Below are 21,132 nucleotides of genomic sequence, written 5' to 3' on the forward strand. Positions count from 1 at the left end.
ACCTCGGAGATGATGACATGCTGACAGAACAGCCCAACTGGCTCCTGCAACGGGCACAGCTAACACCTGAGAGAATCGCTCTCATTTATGGAGATCAAACCGTGACATTTGCTGCATTATTTGCCGCATCCAAACGAATGGCGTCCCAGCTTTCCGCTCATTCTTTTCGAAAAGGGGACACCGCGGCTCTTCTGCTCGGAAACCGGGCGGAGATGGTATATGCCGTACACGCGTGCTTTTTGCTCGGCGTAAAAGCGGTGCTGCTCAATACAAAGCTGTCTAAACATGAAAGGCTGTTCCAGCTGGAGGATTCCGGCGCCCGCTTTTTACTGACGGATGAAAGTTTTGACATGCAGGATTATGAGCATATGGTTGAAACCGTTAATGTGGATGAACTGGTAAAAGAAGATGCACAGGATATTGAAATTGAGCCATACATGCAAATGGACGCAACGGCGACTCTCATGTATACCTCCGGGACAACCGGCAAGCCCAAGGGAGTTCAGCAAACGTTTGGAAATCATTATTTCAGTGCGGTGTCTTCTGCTCTTAATTTGGGTATAACAGAACAAGACCGCTGGCTTATCACGCTGCCGCTCTTTCATATCAGCGGACTGTCCGCATTATTTAAATCTGTGATTTACGGAATGACGGTCGTGCTTCACCAGCGTTTTTCCGTAAGTGATGTATTGGATTCTATCGACAGGCATCAAGTTACGATTATTTCTGCGGTGCAGACAATGCTGGCAAGTCTTTTAGCAGAAATAAGCTACTGCCCGTCATCCCTCAGATGCATCCTGCTCGGCGGAGGTCCTGCGCCGCTTCCTTTGCTGGAAGAATGCCGAGAGAAAGGCTTCCCCGTCTTTCAATCATACGGAATGACGGAGACGTGCTCACAAATCGTTACTCTCTCGCCGGAATTCAGTATGGAAAAGCTCGGATCAGCAGGAAAACCGCTGTTTTCATGCGAAATCAAAATTGAGCGGGACGGAAAAGCGTGTGAGCCGTTTGAACACGGTGAAATTATGGTGAAAGGCCCGAATGTCATGAAAAGCTATTTCAACCGGGAAAGCGCAAATAAAGCATCCTTTCAAAATGGCTGGCTGAAAACAGGCGATCTCGGTTATTTGGACAGTGAAGGGTTTTTATATGTATTAGACAGGCGATCAGATCTTATCATTTCAGGCGGAGAAAATATTTATCCCGCTGAAGTGGAGTCTGTGCTGCTTTCTCATCCGGCTGTTGCAGAAGCCGGCGTTTCAGGCGCGGAGGACACAAAATGGGGAAAAGTGCCTCATGCTTATCTTGTGCTCCATCAGCCTGTCAGCGCTGAAGAACTGACCGTTTTTTGCAAAGAACGTTTGGCGAAATATAAAGTTCCGGCAAAATTCTTTGTATTAGACCGCCTGCCGCGCAATGCGTCGAATAAGCTATTGCGAAATCAGCTGAAGGATGCGCGTAAAGGAGAACTGTTATGATCGAAATAGAAAAAATTACGCTTTATCATTTGAGCATGAATCTAAAAAAACCGTTCAAAAACAGTATTGAGACGCTTCAGGAGCGCAAATTTTTGATTGTAGAAGCCATCGATATATCCGGAGTTACAGGATGGGGAGAAGTGTCTGCATTCTCCTCACCATGGTACACCGAGGAAACGATTGGTACTTGTCTGCATATGCTGAAGGATTTTTTTATTCCTAATGTCGTCGGACGTGAATTCAGCCACCCTTCTGAAGTGCCGGACAGCTTGGCGCGCTATAAAGGTAACAGGATGGCAAAAGCGGGGCTTGAATCGGCTGTTTGGGATATTTATGCAAAAAAGATGGGGATTTCTCTTGCGGATGCATTAGGAGGGACAAGAGACAAAGTCCCTGCCGGAGTCGTTGTCAGCTTAGCGCCTCTTGAGGATATGCTGAAAGAAATTGAAGCTTATCAAAAAGAAGGCTATCAAAGAATAAAAATTAAAATTCAGCCAGGACAAGATGTGGAACTGGTAAAAGCCATCCGCAGCCGATTCCCTGGCATCCCGCTTATGGCTGATGCGAATTCCTCTTATGAACTCAAGGATATCAGCCGCTTAAAGGAGCTTGATGAATATCATTTAATGATGATTGAACAGCCGCTCCAAGCTGATGATATTGTTGATCACCGCCACTTGCAAAAGCATATGAAAACGGCGATTTGCCTTGACGAAAGCATTTGCTCAGCTGATGACGCGAGACGGGCGATTGAGCTGGGAAGCTGCAAAGTAATTAATATCAAGCCTTCTCGTGTCGGCGGATTGACGGAAGCTCTGAAAATCCATGATCTGTGCAAGGAGCACAATATGCCGGTTTGGTGCGGAGGAATGCTGGAGACTGGCATTTCAAGAGCGCAAAACGTGGCGCTGGCTTCCTTGCCCCAATTTACGATACCTGGCGATATTTCGTCATCTTCAAGGTATTGGGATGAGGATATTGTGACCCCTGATATCCGTATCGATAACGGATTTATTTCTGTGTCGAAACAGCCTGGTTTAGGGGTTGAAGTAAATCAGGAAATAATGCGAAAATATGTGACCAAAATGGATGTTTTCACACAGCATGGATGAGAAAAAGGCATTTTATCAATTTGAGAGAATGTGAGTGTGCTGTTAGAGTAAAAGCGTTGAATACATCCCTTCTCGTTTGACCGGCTGCTGAACCAGCCGGTTTTTTTATGTGGAAATATCTTGACAGAAATGGACAAACACGATATTTTTGCACTAAGGAAACTTTTTGTCCTATATAAACAAAACATGCTTTTGTCTAATTAAATGTCACATGTCTAAGAAAACACAACATAAGATAAAACAACAGGACATCGATGACAAAGAGGAGGAACAAATGAAAAAAAGAGGACTGATAGCGGCATTGATCCTTGCATGCCTTGCTTTAACGGGCTGTGGATCAGAGTCTTCCGGTAAAAGCTCTGATCAGCGGCTGCAAGTGACGGCAACGACTTCCCAAATTGCAGACGCGGCTGAAAAAGTCGGCGGAAAGCATGTGAAGGTCACTTCTTTAATGGGACCGGGAGTAGACCCGCACCTTTACAAAGCGTCACAAGGTGATGCGAGAAAATTGACATCAGCAGACGTTGTACTGTACAGCGGCTTGCATCTCGAAGGGAAGATGGAAGACATTCTCCGTAAAATCGGTGAACAAAAACAAGCGGCGGCGGTTGCCGAAGCAATTCCGAAAAGCAAGCTTATTTCTGCGGAAAAAGGGAAGATGTATGACCCTCACGTCTGGTTCAGCATCCCATTATGGATTTACGCAATTGATGAAATCGAAGAGCAATTCAGCAAAGCGATGCCTGAGCATGCGGATGATTTTAAGAAAAACGCAAAAGAGTACAAAGATAATTTGCAATATTTAGATAAATGGGCTCGTCAGGAGGTTGCGAACATTCCGGAGAAAAGCCGTGTGCTTGTAACCGCTCATGATGCGTTTGCGTATTTTGGGAAAGAGTATGGATTTAAAGTGGAAGGCCTGCAGGGGCTCAGCACAGATTCAGATTATGGCTTAAAGGATGTACAGGACCTGGTTGAGCTTTTGGCAGAAAAACAAATTAAGGCTGTTTTTGTAGAAAGCAGCGTGTCTGAAAAATCAATTAATGCCGTGGTGGAAGGGGCTAAAGAAAAAGGCCATTCGGTGTCAATCGGCGGTCAGCTCTATTCGGATGCAATGGGTGAAAAGGGGACAAAAGAAGGCACATACGAAGGCATGTTCCGCCATAATATCAACACGATTACCGAAGCGCTTAAATAAGGAATAGGGGTGAAAGAAATGTTTCCTGTTGAGCTGGAAAATGTAACAGTCGCTTATGATAAAAAGCCCGTTCTGCAAGAGATTTCGCTGCAGGTGCCGGAGGGGAAATTAATCGGTATTATCGGCCCGAACGGCGCTGGAAAGTCCACTTTGATCAAAACGATTCTCGGTCTTGTGCCCCGTGCCTCAGGAGACATCTCCATTTACGGCGAAACTTATAAACAACAGCGGACAAGAATCGGATATGTGCCGCAGCGAGGTTCGGTTGATTGGGATTTTCCTACCAGCGCTCTCGATGTCGTGCTGATGGGAAGGTATGGCCGAATCGGCTTGCTGAAAAGACCGAAAAAGGCAGACGCGGAAATGGCTGAAGCGGCTTTGGAAAAAGTCGGCATGCTCGATTATGCGAACAGGCAGATCAGCCAGCTGTCAGGGGGCCAGCAGCAGCGGGTATTCCTTGCCCGGGCACTCTGCCAGGACGCCGACATTTACTTTATGGATGAACCGTTTGCCGGCGTGGATGCAGCGACGGAGCGGGCAATCATGACTCTTTTGGCGGAGCTTAAGGATAAGGGCAAAACCGTACTTGTCGTCCACCATGACCTGCAAACCGCCGAAGACTATTTCGATTGGATATTGCTGCTTCATTTAAGGAAAATCGCCTTCGGCCCGGCGGAGGAAGTGTTTACGATTGAAAACCTTCAAAAAACGTATGGAGGAAGGCTGACATTTCTAAAAGATAAAGTGCTGGCAGAAGGTAACAAGGGGTGAGCGCATTGATAGAAAGTTTGTGGCTGCAGCTCCAGCATCCGAATACACAGTGGGTGTTGGCCGGGACGCTTTTGCTCGGCGCAGCAAGCGGCGTGTTGGGGAGCTTTGTGCTGCTTAGAAAACAAAGTTTAATCGGAGATGCGATGGCCCATTCTGCCCTGCCGGGTGTGTGTCTCGCTTTTCTGTTCACCGGAGAAAAATCGCTCCCTTTCTTTTTGCTCGGCGCAGCGCTTGCAGGGCTTCTCGGAACGTGGATGATTCAGCTGATACCGCGGCTGTCAAAAACAAAAGAGGACTCGGCAATTGGGATCGTTCTCTCTGTGTTCTTTGGCGTCGGTATTATACTGCTGACATATATTCAGCAGCTGGGGTCGGGAAGCCAAAGCGGACTTGATTCCTTTCTGTTCGGCCAGGCTGCTTCATTAGTCAGACAGGATATCATTCTTATTGCGGGAGTATCCGCCGTTTTATTGCTGCTTTGTACTGTCTTTTTTAAGGAATTTAAAATCATCACCTTTGATATCGCATTTGCAAAGGGATTGGGATTGCCGGTACGTTTTTTAAACGGATTTATGGCCTGTCTTATTGTCTGCGCTGTTGTGATAGGGCTTCAAACTGTAGGTGTCATCTTAATGGCAGCTATGCTCATTACACCCGCGATTGCCGCAAGATATTGGACCGAGCGTTTAACGGGCATGATCGTGATTGCCGGGATGACAGGCGGGATCAGCGGCGTGTCCGGAACATTGCTGAGTACAACAATGGAGGGCATGGCGACGGGGCCTTTGATGATTTTATCGGCAACGATCATTTTTCTTTTTTCGATGATTTGTGCACCTAAGCGGGGACTGGCTGCTAAAGGGATAAGATTAATAAGGCTGCGCAGAAAAACAAACCGGGAGCAGGTGCTTCTGACGATTTTTGAGCAGTATGAACATAAGGAAATATATGTAACGGAGGAAAGTATACGAAAGAAAAGGCGGCTTTCACCTTCATCATGTCATAAAGTTTTCGATGATTTGGAAAAAGAGCGGTGCGTTGTGCGGATTGAAAACGGGGTTTGGAAAGTGACACAGGCTGGGATAGAAAAAGGTTATCTGACGGCTTTAAAATATCGGATGTATGAAATGTACCTCATGCATGAAATGGATATAGAAAAAGCAGGTGCGGATCAGGATGATTTTGTGCCGGACCGATTGCCGGAGGCTATAAGAGATAGGCTTCTTTCACTTTTGAAGCTGCATGGCAGGATGCCTGAGCTCCGCCAGCCATACCCTGAAATCAAGAAGGGGAAGATTGCCAATGAGCTTTGAAGCGTGGATTATAGTGACGGGCATACTAGTCGGTGTCAGCTGTGCGTTGATCGGAACATTTCTTGTATTAAGGAGAATGGCAATGCTGGCCGATGCCATCAGCCATACTGTTTTGCTTGGAATTGTGGGTGCTTTTCTTGTGACAAAAAGCCTTGACGGGATTCCTATGTTCATCGGTGCAGCCGTGTCGGGACTGTTAACGGCATTTTTGGTACAGCTTCTTCACAGCAAAGGGGTTCAATCAGATGCCGCCATAGGCGTTGTTTTTACCTCCTTATTTGCAGTTGGTGTCATTTTGTTATCAGTATATGGAGCGAATGTCCATCTCGATATTGAACATTCATTAATGGGAGAAATCGCTTTTGTGCCATGGAATACGATCACGGTATTCGGAGTGGACATCGGGCCAAAAGCGTTTTGGATGCTGGTTGTTGTGCTGCTTTTCAATATAACGATGGTCAGTGTGTGTTATAAGGAGTTCAAAATTTCTTCGTTTGATCCGCAAATGGCTTTGGCCCTCGGAATACCGGTCATGCTGATTCATTACCTCCAGATGGGTATGCTGTCGCTTACGACCGTTGCCTCCTTTGATTCGGTCGGCGCCATATTGGTTGTGGCGATGCTGATTGTTCCGCCTGCTGCCGCCCATCTATTAACGGACCGGCTGCTTTATATGCTGATTATCAGCGCGGTCATCGGAGGGCTGTCAGCTCTATTGGGCTATATCTGCGCAACATGGCTCAATGTTTCCATCTCCGGAGCGATGGCGGCAATGACAGGAGTTTTTTATGCAGGTGCCTTTTTATTTTCGCCGTCAAACGGAGTGATGACGAAAAAGATAAGAATGCTCAAAACAGAAAAAGAAAGAGCTGTCTGATGCCAGCTCTTTCTTTTGATTTTTACAAATCTTGCGGTTTAAACGTTTTGCAGTCTGTTTCCCGGCTGTTTTCGGCAGTCTCGCCAGCATGGCTGACAACATAAATGGCATCGGCTGTGCATCTGTTGCCTTTGTCCCAATAAGAACAGTTGTTGACCTCACATAGGATTTTCTGGTCCATGCCATCCCCTCCTTATAAAGGTTCAAGCTTAGTATAGCCGGAGGGCTTGGGCCCTATTCTTCCTGCTGGCGGATATACCGTTTATCCTTCATAAACAGCTTCCAGAAGAAATAGAAGCCCGGGAAGAGGATAATGAATGCAACGATATATGTCATAAACAGCGCTCTGAACGTGGCGGGCTCGGTGAAACCGGACATGATCGTCACGTCAGGATAAATCATATAAGGGAGGTGGGCGCGGCCGTACGCGTAGCTTGCCAGAAAATACTGTATCGCAATCGCGACAAGCGCCAGTCTGGGTTTCCCAATCTTTTTGCCGAAGCTTTTGTTAGGCAGAAAAAGAGCTATGCCTGCGATGATGAATGTAATAAACGACGCAATAATCCAGGAAAAATCATTCATCATTCCAGTATAAAGCCAGTTTGCTTCATTCCGCATTGTTAGCATAATGCATATGGCAAATAGGAGCGAAATCGGGCCGGTGATTAAGGCGCTTTTTCTGTACGCCGTGTAGGCGTCCTGTTCCTCAGCCACATTCGAAACATCCGCCAGCAGCAGGGAGGATAAAAATAAAGTGCTTAAAATCGCAAACCCTATAAATGAATAGGCGTTTGGGCTTGTCAAAATGGTAGACATATTCAAGCTGTATACGCCGTCTGTGTTTTCGATAAATCCACCGTGTGTCACCGGGAGAACCAAAATCAGAACAGCAGGAATAATAAAACCGGAGATGCCGGAAATATATCTGAGCAATTTCCTTTCCTTCGCTGTGTTTGAAAAAACGAGAAATCCGCTTCGGATTGCTAAAAGCAATAAAATAATGCTGCCGGGAATTAATAAAACAGTTCCGAGCACAAACGTCGCACCTGGAAAAAAGCTGAAAAGTGCAACGACGATGGCCACGATAAAGACGTTAGTGACCTCCCAAGTCGGCGACAGAAAGCGGTTTGCGATATCAGTCGCCTTCATATGCTCCTTATTTAAATAGATCATAGACCAAAATCCCGCTCCGAAATCCATTGTGGCCATGACGGCGTAAATAAACACAAAACCCCAAATAATTGAGATGGCGATCAGAGCGTCAGTTGAAATGTCCATTTGTCGATCTTCCTTCCATTTAGTTTCCTGCTTGCTTGCGAAGCTATTAAGACTCCGCCGTATTTAAATCCTCATCCACAGGGTGCTTTTTGAAATAGTAAAGCAGCACATAAACGACAGCTGCGCCCAACACGGCGTAAACAAATGTGAAAAACAGAAAGAGCACACCGATCGAGCCTGTCGTCGTGACGACATCTGATGTTTTCAGCAGATGATAGATGACCCACGGCTGTCTCCCCGTACAAGCAAAAATCCAGCCGAATTCAATTCCGATAATGCTGAGAGGACCGGCCGTCATGAAAATCAACAGCAGCCAGGTTGGAAAACGATCTTTCTTTAATACTTTTCTCCAGACGACACCGATAATGGAATAAAGAATGAGCAGCATTCCGACACCGACCATCGCATTAAATAACGTGTGGATAAAAAGCGGCGGCCATTCGTCTCTCGGAAACGCATTTAATCCTTTTACAACAGTGTCAAAACTGTTGGCTGCCAAAAAGCTTAATGCCCACGGAATCTCGATTGCCCATTTCACTTTTTCCTCTTCCGGATCGGTAAATCCGCCGATTGCAAGCGGGGCATGGGATCTTGTTTCAAACAGGCCCTCTGCTCCGGCGAGTTTTTCCGGCTGATATTCATGCAGCATCTGTGCTGATTCGTGGCCGTTTAAGGCTGTTATCAATGAAAAGATACCGCCGATCGTCAGCGCGAGCAGCAGGGCCTTCCGGTGAAAGCGATAGACGTTTTCTTTTTTTCTCGACCGGATCATTTTGTATGCGGCAACAGAAGCAACGATAAAGGCTCCTGTCATGAACGCAGACAGAACGACATGGCCGGCGGTTACAAAAAAGCTTGGGTTAAAAAACGCGGCCCACGGATCAACATCAGTTATTTTTCCGTTTATAATTTTAAATCCGGCCGGGGTTCCTTCAAAGGCATGGACATTCGTGATCAGAATGGCAGACGCCGCGGCCCCGATCAGCACAAAGACAACAGCGATAATCCTCATGATCGGCGATAAGCGGTCTGCGGCATATACATAAATCGACATAAATAGGGCTTCGATAAAAAAAGCGTAGATTTCAATTTGGAATGGCAGGGACATGACCCGGCCGATGACTTCCATAAAACCCGGCCATAAAAGCGCGAGCTGAGTACCGGCAATGGTTCCGGTCGGAATGGCGACCCCCAGTAAAACAGCCTGTGCTTTTGTCCATCTCTTCGCCATGATGGCATAATGGTCATCCTTCGTTTTTTGATAGATCAATTCAGCTATTAAAATCATGAGCGGCAGACCGACTCCCAAGGTTGCGAAAATGATATGAAAGCCCATTGTCGTACCAAAAAGACTCCTAGCCAATACTAAATCATCCACAATAATAAACCACCTTTCTCAAAACGATCTGTATGTAATATGGGTTTATTATTTGCTTCCTCGGTTAGATTATTCTTCCTGTTCTTAAAAGCATGAGGTTTATGAAGCGAAAGATCGGGAAACCTGTAAGGAGATTGACAAAATGTTTGTTAGGATATAAAATAAAACGTAATTATTACGATTTGATAAGGAGAGATAGACATGAAGGAAGGAATTCATCCGAAGAATCACAAAGTAATATTTCAGGATGTAAACAGCGGATACCGCTTTTTGAGCAGGTCTACCAAAACATCGGAAGAAACAGCGGAGTGGGAAGATGGAAACACATATCCGGTTATTAAAGTAGAGGTAAGCTCAGATACTCATCCGTTTTATACAGGCCGCCAGAAATTCAATGAAAAAGGCGGAAGAGTCGAGCAGTTCAACAAAAGATATAACATGGGAAAATGAGGCAGCCGCAGGGCTTGCCTTTTTTTCTGGCCTCAACATCTTGCCGGTAGGATGACGAAAGGCAGAGGCTGTGATATATTGAAGAAAAAAGACCGGAAAGGAATACCGCTATGAGTCTTCTAAATGATATTCTTGACTTTAATAAAACTTTTATTGAACAAAAAGATTATGAAAAATATCAGACATCAAAATTCCCGGATAAAAAAATGGCGATTCTTTCTTGCATGGACACTCGTTTGGTTGAATTGCTGCCGCATGCGATGAATATGCGAAACGGTGACATCAAAATTATAAAGAGTGCCGGTGCGCTTGTTACACACCCGTTCGGAAGCATTATGAGAAGTTTACTGGTTGCAGTGTACGAGCTGAACGCAGATGAAGTCTGTGTAATCGGACACCACGATTGCGGTATGAGCAAAATCAGCAGTGAAAGCATGCTTAATAGAATAAAGGAAAGAGGAATTCCGGAAGAACGCATCGAAACATTGAAGTACTCCGGAGTTGACTTTGACCAATGGTTTAAAAGCTTCGATTCAGTGGAAGCGAGCGTAAAAGACAGCGTGGACGTCATTAAACATCATCCGCTGTTCCCGGAAACTGTGCCTGTCCATGGTTTAGTCATTGATCCTGAGACAGGAAAACTGGATGTTGTCGTAAACGGCTATAACGCTTAATCTTTGCGCTTTTTTTCAGGGACGGGGTCGACTCCGCCCGGATGAAATGGATGGCATTTCAAAATCCGTATGAGAGTCAGCCATCCGCCTTTAAGGGCGCCGTGCGTTTTAATGGCTTCGATTCCATATTGTGAACAAGTCGGATAAAAGCGGCATGTTGGCGGCGTCAGCGGCGAGATGAATTTTTGGTACCCTCTGATCAGAGCAATAAATATGGTTTTCATGTGTCTTCAGCAACCTTTCTGATGCAAGTATAAAAAAAATAACGCGGTTTGAAAAGTTATTCGATAATTCTTATCGGAAAGGTATGTTATAATAAAAATACATTTTTAAAAAAGGGAGAGTGCCATTATGCCTTCAGTAGAAAGTTTTGAACTTGACCATAATGCGGTTGTTGCCCCATACGTAAGACATTGCGGTGTGCATAAAGTAGGAACAGACGGTGTTGTAAATAAATTTGATATTCGTTTTTGCCAGCCGAATAAACAGGCGATGAAGCCTGATACGATCCATACACTTGAGCATTTGCTCGCATTTACGATTCGCACTCATGCTGAGAAATATGATCATTTTGATATTATTGATATTTCGCCAATGGGCTGCCAAACCGGCTACTATCTTGTTGTCAGCGGAGAGCCGACTCCTGCGGAAATCGTTGACTTGCTTGAAGACACAATGAAGGAAGCTGTAGAAATTACCGAAATTCCGGCTGCCAATGAAAAGCAGTGCGGCCAGGCGAAGCTTCATGACCTGGAAGGCGCAAAACGTTTGATGCGTTTCTGGCTGTCACAGGATAAAGAAGAATTGCTAAAAGTATTTGGCTAAATAGAAAAAAGACCTTTTTGCCCGAAAGCAAAAAGGTCTTTTTTGTGACGTTACAGATTTTGTATACCATTTGCTGTAAGCGTTTGCTACTATTGAGGTAAACGACGAAAAGGGTGATGGAATGAAAAAGATGGTCGCTGCAGTACTTTTTTCTGCTGTTTTTTTACTGAACGGGTGCGGATCTGAGGCGAATAAAGCACATACAGCAGCTGAGACGCCTGAGGTATTAGATGTAAAACTCACCGGACCGGAAAAAGTGAAGCCGGGAGAGAATGCTGCTTATGAAGCGGCGGTTTCTTACGGAGATGAAGCGGTGACAGATGCTGATGAAGTGGAGTTTGAGGTATGGAAAGACGGAGAAAAAAACGACAGCAAGATGTTTAAAGCCAAACAGGAAGATGGCGTATATCGATTTGAGACAGAGTTTAAGGAAGATGGCGTATACACTGTCCAATCTCATGTAACTGCAAAAAAACAGCACAGCATGCCGACCTTAAAAGTCCAAGTCGGAGATGCCGATGCTGCCACCAAGCAACCTGAAGAAGAGCAATCACACCATCATTGACCTTTTGGGTCTGAACCGGGAGCATTTCCTTCTTGAGGAGGATCAATCGTGTGTTTTACATTATAGGCTTTTACAGTCGTCCAAACACTTACGAGCAAAACAGCCAGCACAATCAAAATACTTATCGTGATGAGAAGCGTCATGATTCCACCTCCCGTTTTCAATAATTGTAACATAGTGGAAGACATTGTGACAGACGGGTAAAATAAAGGTTTTAGCGTACGATATGAAGGGTATACACCTAATATAAACAAGGAGGAAGATAATATGTCAGAACAATTGATTCAAGCCGTGAACAAACAAGTAGCCAACTGGACAGTCATGTATGTGAAACTACATAATTATCACTGGTATGTAAAAGGGAAAGATTTCTTTACACTGCATGAAAAATTTGAAGAGCTTTATAACGAGACAGCAACTTATATTGATGATTTGGCAGAGCGTCTTTTGGCTTTGAACGGAAAACCGATCGCGACAATGAAAGAATCTTTGGAAACAGCTTCTGTAAAAGAAGCGAACGGAAACGAGACAGCAGAACAAATGGTTCAGAGTGTGTATGATGATTTTACAGTCATCGCGGAAGAACTGAAAAGCGGCATGGACTTAGCTGATGAAGTCGGAGACGAAACAACAGGGGACATGCTTCTTGCCATTCACCAAAATATTGAAAAACATAACTGGATGCTGAAAGCTTACCTTGGATAATAGAAAAGAAAGACCGGATATCTTTGAAGATGTCCGGTTTTTATTTTGCCTCGCAAAAATAGGCGACAACTAGTCCATTTTTCTGAAAAATCCAATCCGTTCGGCGTGCTTTCCATAGAATATGGTAAGGCCGTTTCTGTGAAAGGATGTTGGGATAAATGGATAGAGACTTTGGCATCTTTTCGTTTTTTGCAGTCAGCGTTTCAGCAGCGGGGTTTTTCTTCGGAGGTTTTCAGTACTCACTCCTCATTCTGCTGTCTCTTATGGCAATTGAATTTATCAGTACGACCTTGAAGGAAACGATTATTCACAAACTGGCGTTCAAGAAGGTTTTTGCCCGTTTCGTCAAAAAATTAGTTACGTTGGCTCTGATCTCTGTCTGCCACTTTTTTGACCAGCTGCTGAATACACAGGGATCAATACGTGACTTGGCCATTATGTTTTATATTCTTTATGAATCTGTGCAAATTGTCGTGACAGCAAGCTCTCTCGGTATACCTGTTCCGGAAATGCTTGTGGATCTATTAGAAACGTTAAAAAATAAATTCAGGCGCAAACCGTAACTTTTATCTGTTCGCGGGTCATAATAAAGCCCAGAGCGTCAGTCATTTACATTTTGACAAGAGCTGCGGCCAAAAGCTGTACGAGCTGGTCTATCGTTTCAGATCCGGATGGCGTGCTGGGTTTCCCTTATTTTTTGATAAAAAGCTTCCGAAGAAACGTAACTGTGGTATGATGTATGGAAGATAGCTAGGAACGGATTTGAGGGATAAACATGTACGAGTTTAAAGATTATTATCAGAATACTGTTCAGCTCTCCTTTGACAATCAGCCCTTTTCGGACAGCCCGAAGCATGTCTGGGTCATCTGCCGTTTTGGTGACAAATGGCTTTTGACAGAACATGAGGACAGAGGCTTTGAGTTTCCGGGCGGGAAAGTGGAACCGATGGAGTGCGCGGAAGAGGCGGCGCTTCGAGAAGTAAAGGAAGAAACAGGGGCGAGAGTGAAAAGCCTCAAGTATCTCGGACAGTATAAAGTTCTCGGAAAAGAAAAGGTTATTGTGAAGAATATATATTTTGCAGATATAGAGAAACTTGAAAAGCAAAGCGATTACTTTGAAACGAAAGGGCCGGTTCTGTTTCATGAACTTCCGGAAAACTTGCCCCGTAATAAAAAATTCAGCTTTATTATGAAGGATTCTGTGCTTCCCATCAGTTTGAAAAAACTGAAAGAAGCGGGATGGATCAAGTAAAAACCCGGCGGATAGCCGGGTTTTTATGTTCTGCCCTTCGTCCATTTCTTTTCTAACAGTTCTACGCCCTGATACATCAGGGTGGCAAATACAGCAATAATCAACAGGCTTAAGAAGACGAGTGTAAAATTGAAGACTTGGAATCCGTAAATAATCATGTATCCTAATCCGACCTTTGAAACAAGAAACTCGCCTACGATGACACCGACCCACGATAAACCAACGTTTACCTTCAGGGTTGAAATAATAGCGGGCGAAGATGCGGGAAGAATCGCTTCTTTAAAAATAACCCACTTGTTTGCGCCGAATGTTTTCATTACTTTAATATAGTTTTCATCCACCTCTTGAAAGGCGGTATAAACGACGATGGTTGTGATGATGACACTGATGACCGCTCCCATCGCGATAATGCTGACAAAGCCGGGACCGAGCGCGACAATCAGGATAGGTCCGAGCGCCACTTTCGGCATTGCATTTAAAATGACCAGATACGGATCTAATATCCTGGCAAGCCGATTGGACCACCATAACAACGCGGCAAGACACGTGCCAAGGAAAGTCCCCAGCAAAAAGCCAAGCACCGTCTCAAATAAAGTAACCCCGATATGCGACAGCAATGAGCCGTCAGCAAGCTTTTCAATCAGTAAACGCCATACGGCTGACGGCGAGCTGAAGATCAGAGGATCAATCCAGCCCTGTCTGCTTGCGATTTCCCATCCGGAGAAAAAGAGGATAAATATCGCAAGCTGAAAAGAATGCACATTCCATTTCTCTTTTTTCTGTTTAAATTGATATTGCTCATGAAGCAGATCAATTGTTTCTTTGCTGTTTCTCAAGAGAATTCAGCTCCTTCCATATCGTTTGAAACAGCGTCTGGAAGGATGGCTCCTGACGGGCGTCAAAAGGCATCATCGCAGCCAATTCTCTAGGGATTGTGAAAATTTGATGAATGGTGCCCGGCTGATTAGAAAATAAAAAGATGGTATCACTCATCGCAATCGCTTCCCCTATATCATGAGTGACAAGCACCGCTGTTTTTTGATACTCCTTTAATGTGCGGAAAACGAGGTTTTCCAAAGACAGCTTCGTTTGAAAATCAAGCGCGGAAAATGGCTCATCCAGTAAAAGCAGACTTGGGTTTGGGGCAAGAGTTCTTGCAAGCGCAGCCCGCTGCCTCATCCCGCCTGACAGCTCCTTAGGATATTTCTTTTCAACATCAACGAGACCCAGATCCGGCAAAAGACCAAGTGCTGCGGCCTTGTTTTCTTCAGTAAGCGTGTCGGCAATTTTTAAACCGAGGAGCACATTTTCCTCAATGGATTTCCAGGGAAATAAGTAATCCTGCTGAAGCATGTAGCCAATGTTATGTTCTTTTTGATTCGGCTCGCGGCCTTCAATCAGAACTCTGCCTTCCGAAGGTTCAATCAAGCCTGCAATTATGGAAAGCAGTGTTGTTTTTCCGCAGCCGCTCGGACCGAGAAATGAGATGAAATCGCCTTTTTCGGCATCAAAATGAATGTCCTGTACGGCGGTTGTTTTTTCTTTAATAGAAAAATAAGTATGGGTTACATGGTCGACATGTAAAAAAGACATAGATGGCGCCTCCTATTTTTCCGAGGTGACTTTTTCGGCGATGTGTTTGTTCACAAGCTGACTGTATGGTATATGCTTTGGCAGTTCACCCGACTGATCCATAATCGTTTGGAGCAGTTCCCATTCTTTTTCGTTGAGGAGCGGGTCCGGAGAATACGAATTTTGTTTTTTGTAGCGTTCAATGGACGTTTCGATGACATCTGGATCGGTATCGTCAAATTCATTTTTAATCGCTTCTGTGATGTCCTTCGCTGAGTGGTTTTCCACCCACTGCTGCGCTTTATAAATAGCTCTCGTGAATTTGACGGCTGTATTCTCGTTTTTCTTTAAATAGCTTTGTTTTGCCATAAAAGTTGTATAAGGAACCTGGCCTGATTCTTCTCCGAACGAAGCAACGATGTGGCCGATGCCTTCTTTCTCAAAGAGTGAAGCAGTCGGTTCAAAAAGCTGGACATACTCACCGGTTCCAGAAGCAAAGGCATTGGATATATTGGCGAAGTCTATGTTTTGGATGAGTTCAATATCCTTATGCGGATCAATGTGATGTTGGTTCAGCACATACTCGCCGACCATTTGCGGCATACCGCCTTTTCTCTGGCCGAGAAAAGTCTTTCCTTTCAGCTGATCCCAGCTGAAATTTTCGGCATCTTCTCTTGCGACAAGGAACGTTCCGTCTGTCTGAGTCAGCTGTGCGAAGTTAATGACAGGGTCTTTAGCCCCTTGCGATTCGACATAAATGGATGTTTCTGATCCGACAAGAGCAATGTCCGAGCCGTTTGAAAGAAGCAAAGTCATCGTTTTATCACCGCCCCAGGTCGTATTGACGTCGACATCAAGGCCTTCATCCTTGAAAAATCCTTTAGATTCTGCAACATATAAAGGTGCATAAAAAATGGAATGGGTCACTTCGGCTACTTTTACTTTCGTGAGTGTAGCTTCCTGCTTGCAAGCGCTCAGGGCAATGATGAGAAACACACTGCAAACGCAGAAACAGCCCAGCCTTAACCATTTGTTCACATGACAACCTCCTTATTTAGCATCAAGTTAATATCCTTTTTTGCTTTACATATCGTATGATGGGTATAAAAATGTGTGAATGCCTAATCCGGGTTACAGGATTTATTTTTAAAGGCAGGAAAGAATAAAGAAAAAAGGAGGCGGGAGCATTGATTGTTGAGAAAAGAAGATTTCCGTCGCCGAGCCGGCATGTGCGTTTGTTTACCATCTGCTACCTTTCAAATGGCTTAAAAGTGAAAGGGCTGCTGGCGGAGCCGGCGGCACCTGGGCAATATGACGGATTTTTATATTTGCGCGGCGGTATTAAAAGTGTTGGAATGGTCAGACCGGGCCGAATTATCCAGTTTGCGTCCCAAGGATTTGTTGTATTTGCCCCCTTTTACAGAGGGAACCAGGGAGGGGAGGGCAACGAGGATTTTGCAGGAGAAGACAGAGAGGATGCTTTTTCCGCTTTTCGCCTGCTCCAGCAGCATCCGCAAGTGAAAAAGAACAGAATTCATATTTTCGGTTTCTCCAGAGGCGGCATAATGGGAATGCTTACTGCGATTGAAATGGGACGACATGCGGCTTCATTCGTTTCGTGGGGAGGCGTCAGTGATATGATTCTTACATATGAAGAGCGGCAGGATTTACGAAGAATGATGAAAAGAGTGATTGGGGGAACGCCGAAAAAGGTGCCTGACGAATACAAATGGCGAACGCCTTTTGACCAAGTGAACAAAATTGAGGCACCCGTTTTATTAATTCACGGAGAAAAAGATCAAAACGTTTCCATTCAGCATTCGTATTTATTTGAGGAGAAATTAAAACAGCTGCACAAGCCTGTAGAGACGTGGTACTACAGTACCTTCACACATTATTTTCCGCCGAAGGAAAACCGGCGTATTGTGCGGCAGCTCACGCAGTGGATGAAAAACCGCTGACGGTGAAATATGTTATGATGTAGAAAAAAGAGAACGAAAGGGGATTTCAATTTGGGAATGCCTGTTGAATTTAATACATTGATTGTGACAAAAGGAAAAGAAGTTCGCATAGATGAAAATATATTCAGATTAGAGAAAGACGGGTATCGCATTTATCCAATGGAGATTCCGATGGATGTCAGCAAAACAAAGTTTGGTGAAAAGTCAGGCACAGCCGAAGTGCAGAAGCTTGAATGGACAGACGGGCGGACAATCATTACGTACAAGCTGACTTCTTTGCATACAGTCAATTAAAACAAGCCAAGAGCTTAATTGCTCTTGGCTTTTGCTTTTTTAAACGAGAGGCCCGCCAGCTTGTGCGATGGCATCTGTATTTGTGAACTTTTTGAAGTTTTCTTTGAATTCGTTTGCCAGATACACAGCCTTTTCTCTGTATTCCTCTTTGTTATTCCACGTGTTTTCCGGCTGAAGGATATGATCGGGAACACCCGGAACATGAACCGGGATGTGCAGGCCGAAAATATCGTCAGTGGTCATTTGCACATTTTCTAATTTGCCTTCAATCGCTGCTTTTACCATCGCCCGTGTGTATGAAAGCTTCATGCGTTCGCCTGTGCCGTAGCCGCCGCCGGTCCAGCCGGTGTTGACCAAGTAAACGTCTGCGCCGTGTTCGTCGATTTTCTTGCCGAGCATTTCCGCATATACATGAGCCGGGAGCGGAAGGAACGGTGAACCGAAGCATGTGGAGAATGTCGTCTCAGGAGACGTGACGCCGCGTTCGGTTCCGGCTAGTTTACTCGTATAACCGCTTAAGAAGTGGTACATAGCCTGCTCCTTCGTCAGCTTGCTGATTGGCGGCAGAACGCCGAATGCATCAGCCGTCAGAAATACAATCGCTGACGGGTGGCCCGCAATGCTCGGAGAGACAATGTTGTCGATCATATGAATCGGGTAAGCGGCACGTGTGTTTTCTGTATAGAAGGAATCATCGTAATTGGCTTCACGCGTATCTTCATCTACAACAACATTTTCGAGAACGGATCCAAACCGAATCGCTTTAAAAATCTGCGGTTCCTTTTCTTCGCTTAAATGAATGCACTTGGCATAGCATCCGCCTTCGATATTGAAGACACCAGTATCCGACCAGCCGTGTTCATCATCACCGATCAGTTTCCGGTCAGCATCCGCCGAAAGGGTGGTCTTTCCTGTTCCCGACAGGCCGAAGAAAAGCGCGACATCGCCTTTTTCACCGACATTGGCGGAGCAATGCATGGATAAAATATCTCGCTCAGGCAGCAGGAAATTCATGATGGAGAAAATCGATTTTTTCATTTCTCCGGCATACTCCGTTCCGCCGATTAAAATCGTGCGCTTTTCGAAAGAAACAATAATAAAGGTTTCTGAATGTGTGCCGTCTGTTTTTGGGTCCGCTTTGAAATGCGGAGCGGAAAGAATGGTAAACGGCTGTTCGACTGTTTTTTTATCATTGTCTTCAGGACGGATAAACAGCTGTCTGGCAAATAAATTGTGCCATGCAAATTCATTAACGACCGTGATCGGCAGTCTGTATTTTTCATCAGCACCGGCAAATCCTTCGAAAACAAACAGCTCATCACGTTGTTTCAGATAGCTGACAACTTTCGTGTATAGCCGGTCAAATGCTTCCTCGGAAATAGGCTGATTCACCGGACCCCAATCAATCTTACTCTTTGTGCTTGCTTCTTCTACAATAAATTTATCCTTCGGCGAACGTCCCGTGTAAGCGCCTGTGGTCGCCCGGACGGCACCCGTGGATGTCAAAATGCCTTCGTTGCGGGAAAGTACTTTTTCTGTAAGCTGAGCTGCAGATAAATTATGCTGCACATTAGGACTTGTTAATAAGGCTTGCAAATCAGCGGTTAAATCAACTGAGTTCATAAGAAACCTTCCTTTATCATTTTATTTGTGTTTTGCTAATTGTGAATTAGTATAACATATATTTTCAAATAGTCTATACTATTTATCGTTTTTTGTGTGTACATTTCCATTGTTTTCCCTCAATATAGGTGCCTATTTCTTCTGAATCATATTGACATTGCAAACCCTTTTACGATAAGATATTTCATTGAGCGGATACTCTTATCCCGAGCTGGCGGAGGGACAGGCCCTATGAAGCCCAGCAACCGGTTTCTCTATTATTCATTATGTTTAAATTGTGTGAGACAACCAAGGTGCTAACCTGATGCAAGGTTGAATGATTCCTTGAGCGATAAGAGTGAAAGGCACAAAGACCAAACCCTTTCCTCGAACGGAAAAGGTTTTTTTATTTCATAAATATGCCAATTAACATCTCTAATATAAACGTAACATTGTATAAGAGGGAGCGAGTTCCGTATCATATATATAAGGTCTTTCGGGAGGCCTTGTGCAGGAGGAAGCAAATCATGAGTAAAAATCGTCGTTTATTTACATCAGAATCTGTTACGGAGGGGCATCCGGATAAAATCTGTGATCAGATTTCTGACAGCATTTTAGATGAAATTTTAAAGAAAGACCCTAACGCGCGTGTTGCTTGTGAAACGTCTGTGACAACTGGTTTGGTTCTTGTCAGCGGAGAAATCACAACTTCTACGTATGTTGACATTCCAAAAACGGTTCGTGAAACGATTAAAGAAATCGGATACACACGTGCAAAATACGGATTTGATGCGGAAACTTGTGCGGTTTTAACATCAATTGACGAGCAGTCTGCTGATATTGCGATGGGTGTAGACCAAGCGCTTGAAGCCCGTGAAGGCACAATGAGCGACGAAGAAATTGAAGCAATCGGAGCGGGTGACCAAGGTTTAATGTTCGGTTATGCGTGCAACGAAACGAAAGAGCTTATGCCTCTTCCAATTTCACTTGCTCATAAATTAGCCCGCCGCTTGAGTGAAGTGCGTAAAGAAGATGTTCTTCCTTACCTTCGCCCTGACGGCAAAACACAGGTAACGGTTGAGTATGATGAAAATAACAAACCTGTCCGCATTGACGCGATTGTTATTTCAACCCAGCACCACCCTGAAATTACGCTTGAGCAAATTCAGCGCAACATTAAAGAACATGTCATCAATCCGGTTGTTCCTAAAGAATTAATTGATGAAGAAACAAAATACTTCATTAACCCTACAGGCCGTTTCGTCATTGGAGGACCTCAAGGGGATGCGGGGCTTACAGGACGTAAAATCATCGTTGATACGTACGGCGGCTACGCACGTCACGGCGGCGGCGCGTTCTCTGGTAAAGATGCGACGAAAGTAGACCGTTCAGCTGCTTATGCTGCAAGATACGTTGCGAAAAACATCGTTGCGGCTGAGCTTGCAGATTCTTGCGAAGTGCAGCTTGCTTACGCGATCGGTGTTGCACAGCCTGTGTCTATCTCAATCAACACATTCGGTTCCGGAAAAGCTTCGGAGGAAAAACTGATTGAAGTTGTGCGCGATAACTTTGATTTACGACCTGCCGGCATTATCAAAATGCTTGATTTACGCCGGCCGATCTACAAACAGACTGCCGCGTACGGCCACTTTGGACGCCACGATGTTGACCTTCCGTGGGAGCGTACAGACAAAGCGGAACAGCTGCGTAAAGAAGCGTTAGGAGAATAATTTTATAGCCGCTTACTGGTTAAGCGGCTTTCCCTTTTTTATCGATGTATCCATGTTTATTTTTTTACATAACTGTGAAACCAAACACTGTTCACAG

At 44.8% G+C, this 21,132-nt stretch carries 25 protein-coding genes and 1 riboswitch; of the genes, 16 read left to right on the forward strand and 9 right to left on the reverse strand.

Annotated features, from left to right (window positions below; translation table 11 throughout):
- Positions 1–17 precede the first annotated feature (17 nt).
- The 6 genes from KXD37_RS00175 (at position 18) to KXD37_RS00200 (ending at position 6,749) form a co-directional block, all read left to right on the forward strand.
- Complete coding sequence (locus KXD37_RS00175; RefSeq protein ID WP_127696608.1) at positions 18–1,478, forward strand: o-succinylbenzoate--CoA ligase; 1,461 nt, start codon at positions 18–20, stop codon at positions 1,476–1,478.
- Positions 1,475–2,590 (forward strand): o-succinylbenzoate synthase, encoded by a 1,116-nt coding sequence (menC, locus tag KXD37_RS00180; RefSeq protein WP_106020314.1) that lies wholly within the window; start codon positions 1,475–1,477, stop codon positions 2,588–2,590. The genes KXD37_RS00175 and menC overlap by 4 nt, the downstream gene beginning before the upstream one ends.
- Before the next feature lie 274 nt (positions 2,591–2,864).
- Complete coding sequence (locus KXD37_RS00185; RefSeq protein WP_106020313.1) at positions 2,865–3,788, forward strand: metal ABC transporter solute-binding protein, Zn/Mn family; 924 nt, start codon at positions 2,865–2,867, stop codon at positions 3,786–3,788.
- Between the two features lie 18 nt (positions 3,789–3,806).
- Positions 3,807–4,559, forward strand: a complete 753-nt coding sequence (locus KXD37_RS00190) for a metal ABC transporter ATP-binding protein (RefSeq protein ID WP_101863546.1) — start codon at positions 3,807–3,809, stop codon at positions 4,557–4,559.
- Positions 4,560–4,564: 5 nt separating this feature from the next.
- The gene (locus KXD37_RS00195) at positions 4,565–5,872 is read left to right on the forward strand and encodes a metal ABC transporter permease (RefSeq protein WP_188323242.1); all 1,308 of its coding nucleotides are present in this window, start codon (positions 4,565–4,567) and stop codon (positions 5,870–5,872) included.
- Positions 5,862–6,749: a metal ABC transporter permease gene (locus tag KXD37_RS00200; RefSeq protein ID WP_095714580.1), complete on the forward strand. Its 888-nt coding sequence runs from the start codon at positions 5,862–5,864 to the stop codon at positions 6,747–6,749. The genes KXD37_RS00195 and KXD37_RS00200 overlap by 11 nt, the downstream gene beginning before the upstream one ends.
- A 22-nt stretch (positions 6,750–6,771) precedes the next feature.
- On the opposite strand, the gene KXD37_RS00205 is transcribed toward KXD37_RS00200, so the two are convergent.
- From KXD37_RS00205 to KXD37_RS00215, 3 genes are read right to left on the reverse strand one after another with little or no spacing between them, the layout of a single operon-like run.
- Positions 6,772–6,930, reverse strand: a complete 159-nt coding sequence (locus tag KXD37_RS00205; protein WP_263462975.1) for a DUF1540 domain-containing protein — start codon at positions 6,928–6,930, stop codon at positions 6,772–6,774.
- Between the two features lie 53 nt (positions 6,931–6,983).
- Complete coding sequence (locus tag KXD37_RS00210; RefSeq protein WP_106020312.1) at positions 6,984–8,027, reverse strand: cytochrome d ubiquinol oxidase subunit II; 1,044 nt, start codon at positions 8,025–8,027, stop codon at positions 6,984–6,986.
- 46 nt (positions 8,028–8,073) lie between these two features.
- Positions 8,074–9,405 carry a cytochrome ubiquinol oxidase subunit I gene (locus KXD37_RS00215; RefSeq protein ID WP_106020311.1) on the reverse strand — a complete coding sequence of 444 codons (1,332 nt, stop codon included), beginning with the start codon at positions 9,403–9,405 and terminating at the stop codon, positions 8,074–8,076.
- 201 nt (positions 9,406–9,606) lie between these two features.
- Here KXD37_RS00215 and KXD37_RS00220 point away from each other — a divergent pair, with 201 nt between their 5' ends.
- Positions 9,607–9,855, forward strand: a complete 249-nt coding sequence (locus KXD37_RS00220) for a type B 50S ribosomal protein L31 (protein ID WP_010331593.1) — start codon at positions 9,607–9,609, stop codon at positions 9,853–9,855.
- Positions 9,856–9,965: 110 nt separating this feature from the next.
- Positions 9,966–10,529, forward strand: a complete 564-nt coding sequence (locus tag KXD37_RS00225) for a beta-class carbonic anhydrase (protein ID WP_024122594.1) — start codon at positions 9,966–9,968, stop codon at positions 10,527–10,529.
- On the opposite strand, the gene yidD is transcribed toward KXD37_RS00225, so the two are convergent.
- Positions 10,526–10,753 carry a membrane protein insertion efficiency factor YidD gene (yidD, locus tag KXD37_RS00230; protein ID WP_010331591.1) on the reverse strand — a complete coding sequence of 76 codons (228 nt, stop codon included), beginning with the start codon at positions 10,751–10,753 and terminating at the stop codon, positions 10,526–10,528. The genes KXD37_RS00225 and yidD overlap by 4 nt on opposite strands.
- 127 nt (positions 10,754–10,880) lie before the next feature.
- Here yidD and KXD37_RS00235 point away from each other — a divergent pair, with 127 nt between their 5' ends.
- Positions 10,881–11,354, forward strand: a complete 474-nt coding sequence (locus KXD37_RS00235) for an S-ribosylhomocysteine lyase (RefSeq protein ID WP_010331590.1) — start codon at positions 10,881–10,883, stop codon at positions 11,352–11,354.
- Between the two features lie 121 nt (positions 11,355–11,475).
- Positions 11,476–11,919, forward strand: a complete 444-nt coding sequence (locus tag KXD37_RS00240; protein ID WP_095714579.1) for a FixH family protein — start codon at positions 11,476–11,478, stop codon at positions 11,917–11,919.
- Here the strand turns inward: KXD37_RS00240 and ytzI are convergent.
- Positions 11,913–12,062 carry a YtzI protein gene (gene ytzI / locus KXD37_RS00245; RefSeq protein ID WP_044153683.1) on the reverse strand — a complete coding sequence of 50 codons (150 nt, stop codon included), beginning with the start codon at positions 12,060–12,062 and terminating at the stop codon, positions 11,913–11,915. The genes KXD37_RS00240 and ytzI overlap by 7 nt on opposite strands.
- A gap of 124 nt (positions 12,063–12,186) precedes the next feature.
- Between ytzI and KXD37_RS00250 the strand changes: the two genes are divergently transcribed.
- The 3 genes from KXD37_RS00250 to ytkD all read left to right on the forward strand — a co-directional run bounded on the left by KXD37_RS00250 (position 12,187) and on the right by ytkD (position 13,876).
- On the forward strand, positions 12,187–12,624 hold the full coding sequence (locus KXD37_RS00250; protein WP_010331587.1) for a Dps family protein: 438 nt from the start codon (positions 12,187–12,189) through the stop codon (positions 12,622–12,624).
- A 158-nt stretch (positions 12,625–12,782) separates the two neighbouring features.
- Positions 12,783–13,187: a holin family protein gene (locus KXD37_RS00255; protein ID WP_024122591.1), complete on the forward strand. Its 405-nt coding sequence runs from the start codon at positions 12,783–12,785 to the stop codon at positions 13,185–13,187.
- Positions 13,188–13,399: 212 nt separating this feature from the next.
- Positions 13,400–13,876 (forward strand): RNA deprotection pyrophosphohydrolase, encoded by a 477-nt coding sequence (gene ytkD / locus KXD37_RS00260; protein ID WP_202852646.1) that lies wholly within the window; start codon positions 13,400–13,402, stop codon positions 13,874–13,876.
- Between the two features lie 23 nt (positions 13,877–13,899).
- Here ytkD and KXD37_RS00265 read toward each other — a convergent pair whose 3' ends face one another.
- The 3 genes from KXD37_RS00265 to KXD37_RS00275 are packed head-to-tail and all read right to left on the reverse strand — an operon-like array spanning position 13,900 to position 16,486.
- The gene (locus KXD37_RS00265; RefSeq protein ID WP_059352153.1) at positions 13,900–14,712 is read right to left on the reverse strand and encodes an ABC transporter permease; all 813 of its coding nucleotides are present in this window, start codon (positions 14,710–14,712) and stop codon (positions 13,900–13,902) included.
- Positions 14,687–15,469, reverse strand: coding sequence for an ABC transporter ATP-binding protein (locus KXD37_RS00270; protein ID WP_024122588.1), 783 nt, complete (start codon positions 15,467–15,469; stop codon positions 14,687–14,689). The genes KXD37_RS00265 and KXD37_RS00270 overlap by 26 nt, the downstream gene beginning before the upstream one ends.
- A gap of 12 nt (positions 15,470–15,481) precedes the next feature.
- Complete coding sequence (locus tag KXD37_RS00275) at positions 15,482–16,486, reverse strand: ABC transporter substrate-binding protein (protein WP_188323240.1); 1,005 nt, start codon at positions 16,484–16,486, stop codon at positions 15,482–15,484.
- A 149-nt stretch (positions 16,487–16,635) separates the two neighbouring features.
- On the opposite strand from KXD37_RS00275, the gene KXD37_RS00280 reads away from it, so the two are divergent.
- Positions 16,636–17,409, forward strand: a complete 774-nt coding sequence (locus KXD37_RS00280) for an alpha/beta hydrolase family protein (RefSeq protein WP_024122586.1) — start codon at positions 16,636–16,638, stop codon at positions 17,407–17,409.
- A gap of 51 nt (positions 17,410–17,460) precedes the next feature.
- Positions 17,461–17,703: a DUF2584 domain-containing protein gene (locus KXD37_RS00285; RefSeq protein ID WP_024122585.1), complete on the forward strand. Its 243-nt coding sequence runs from the start codon at positions 17,461–17,463 to the stop codon at positions 17,701–17,703.
- Between the two features lie 39 nt (positions 17,704–17,742).
- Here the strand turns inward: KXD37_RS00285 and pckA are convergent, their stop codons facing one another.
- On the reverse strand, positions 17,743–19,326 hold the full coding sequence (gene pckA / locus KXD37_RS00290) for a phosphoenolpyruvate carboxykinase (ATP) (RefSeq protein ID WP_095714576.1): 1,584 nt from the start codon (positions 19,324–19,326) through the stop codon (positions 17,743–17,745).
- Positions 19,327–19,524: 198 nt separating this feature from the next.
- Positions 19,525–19,664, forward strand: a riboswitch (SAM riboswitch).
- Between the two features lie 168 nt (positions 19,665–19,832).
- On the opposite strand from pckA, the gene metK reads away from it, so the two are divergent.
- Entirely contained in the window at positions 19,833–21,035 is a 1,203-nt protein-coding gene (metK, locus tag KXD37_RS00295) for a methionine adenosyltransferase (protein ID WP_127696613.1), read from the forward strand.
- Positions 21,036–21,132: the final 97 nt, after the last annotated feature.

Source organism: Bacillus sp. XT-2, from assembly GCF_025696525.1.
In the GTDB taxonomy this organism is placed as follows: domain Bacteria; phylum Bacillota; class Bacilli; order Bacillales; family Bacillaceae; genus Bacillus; species Bacillus halotolerans.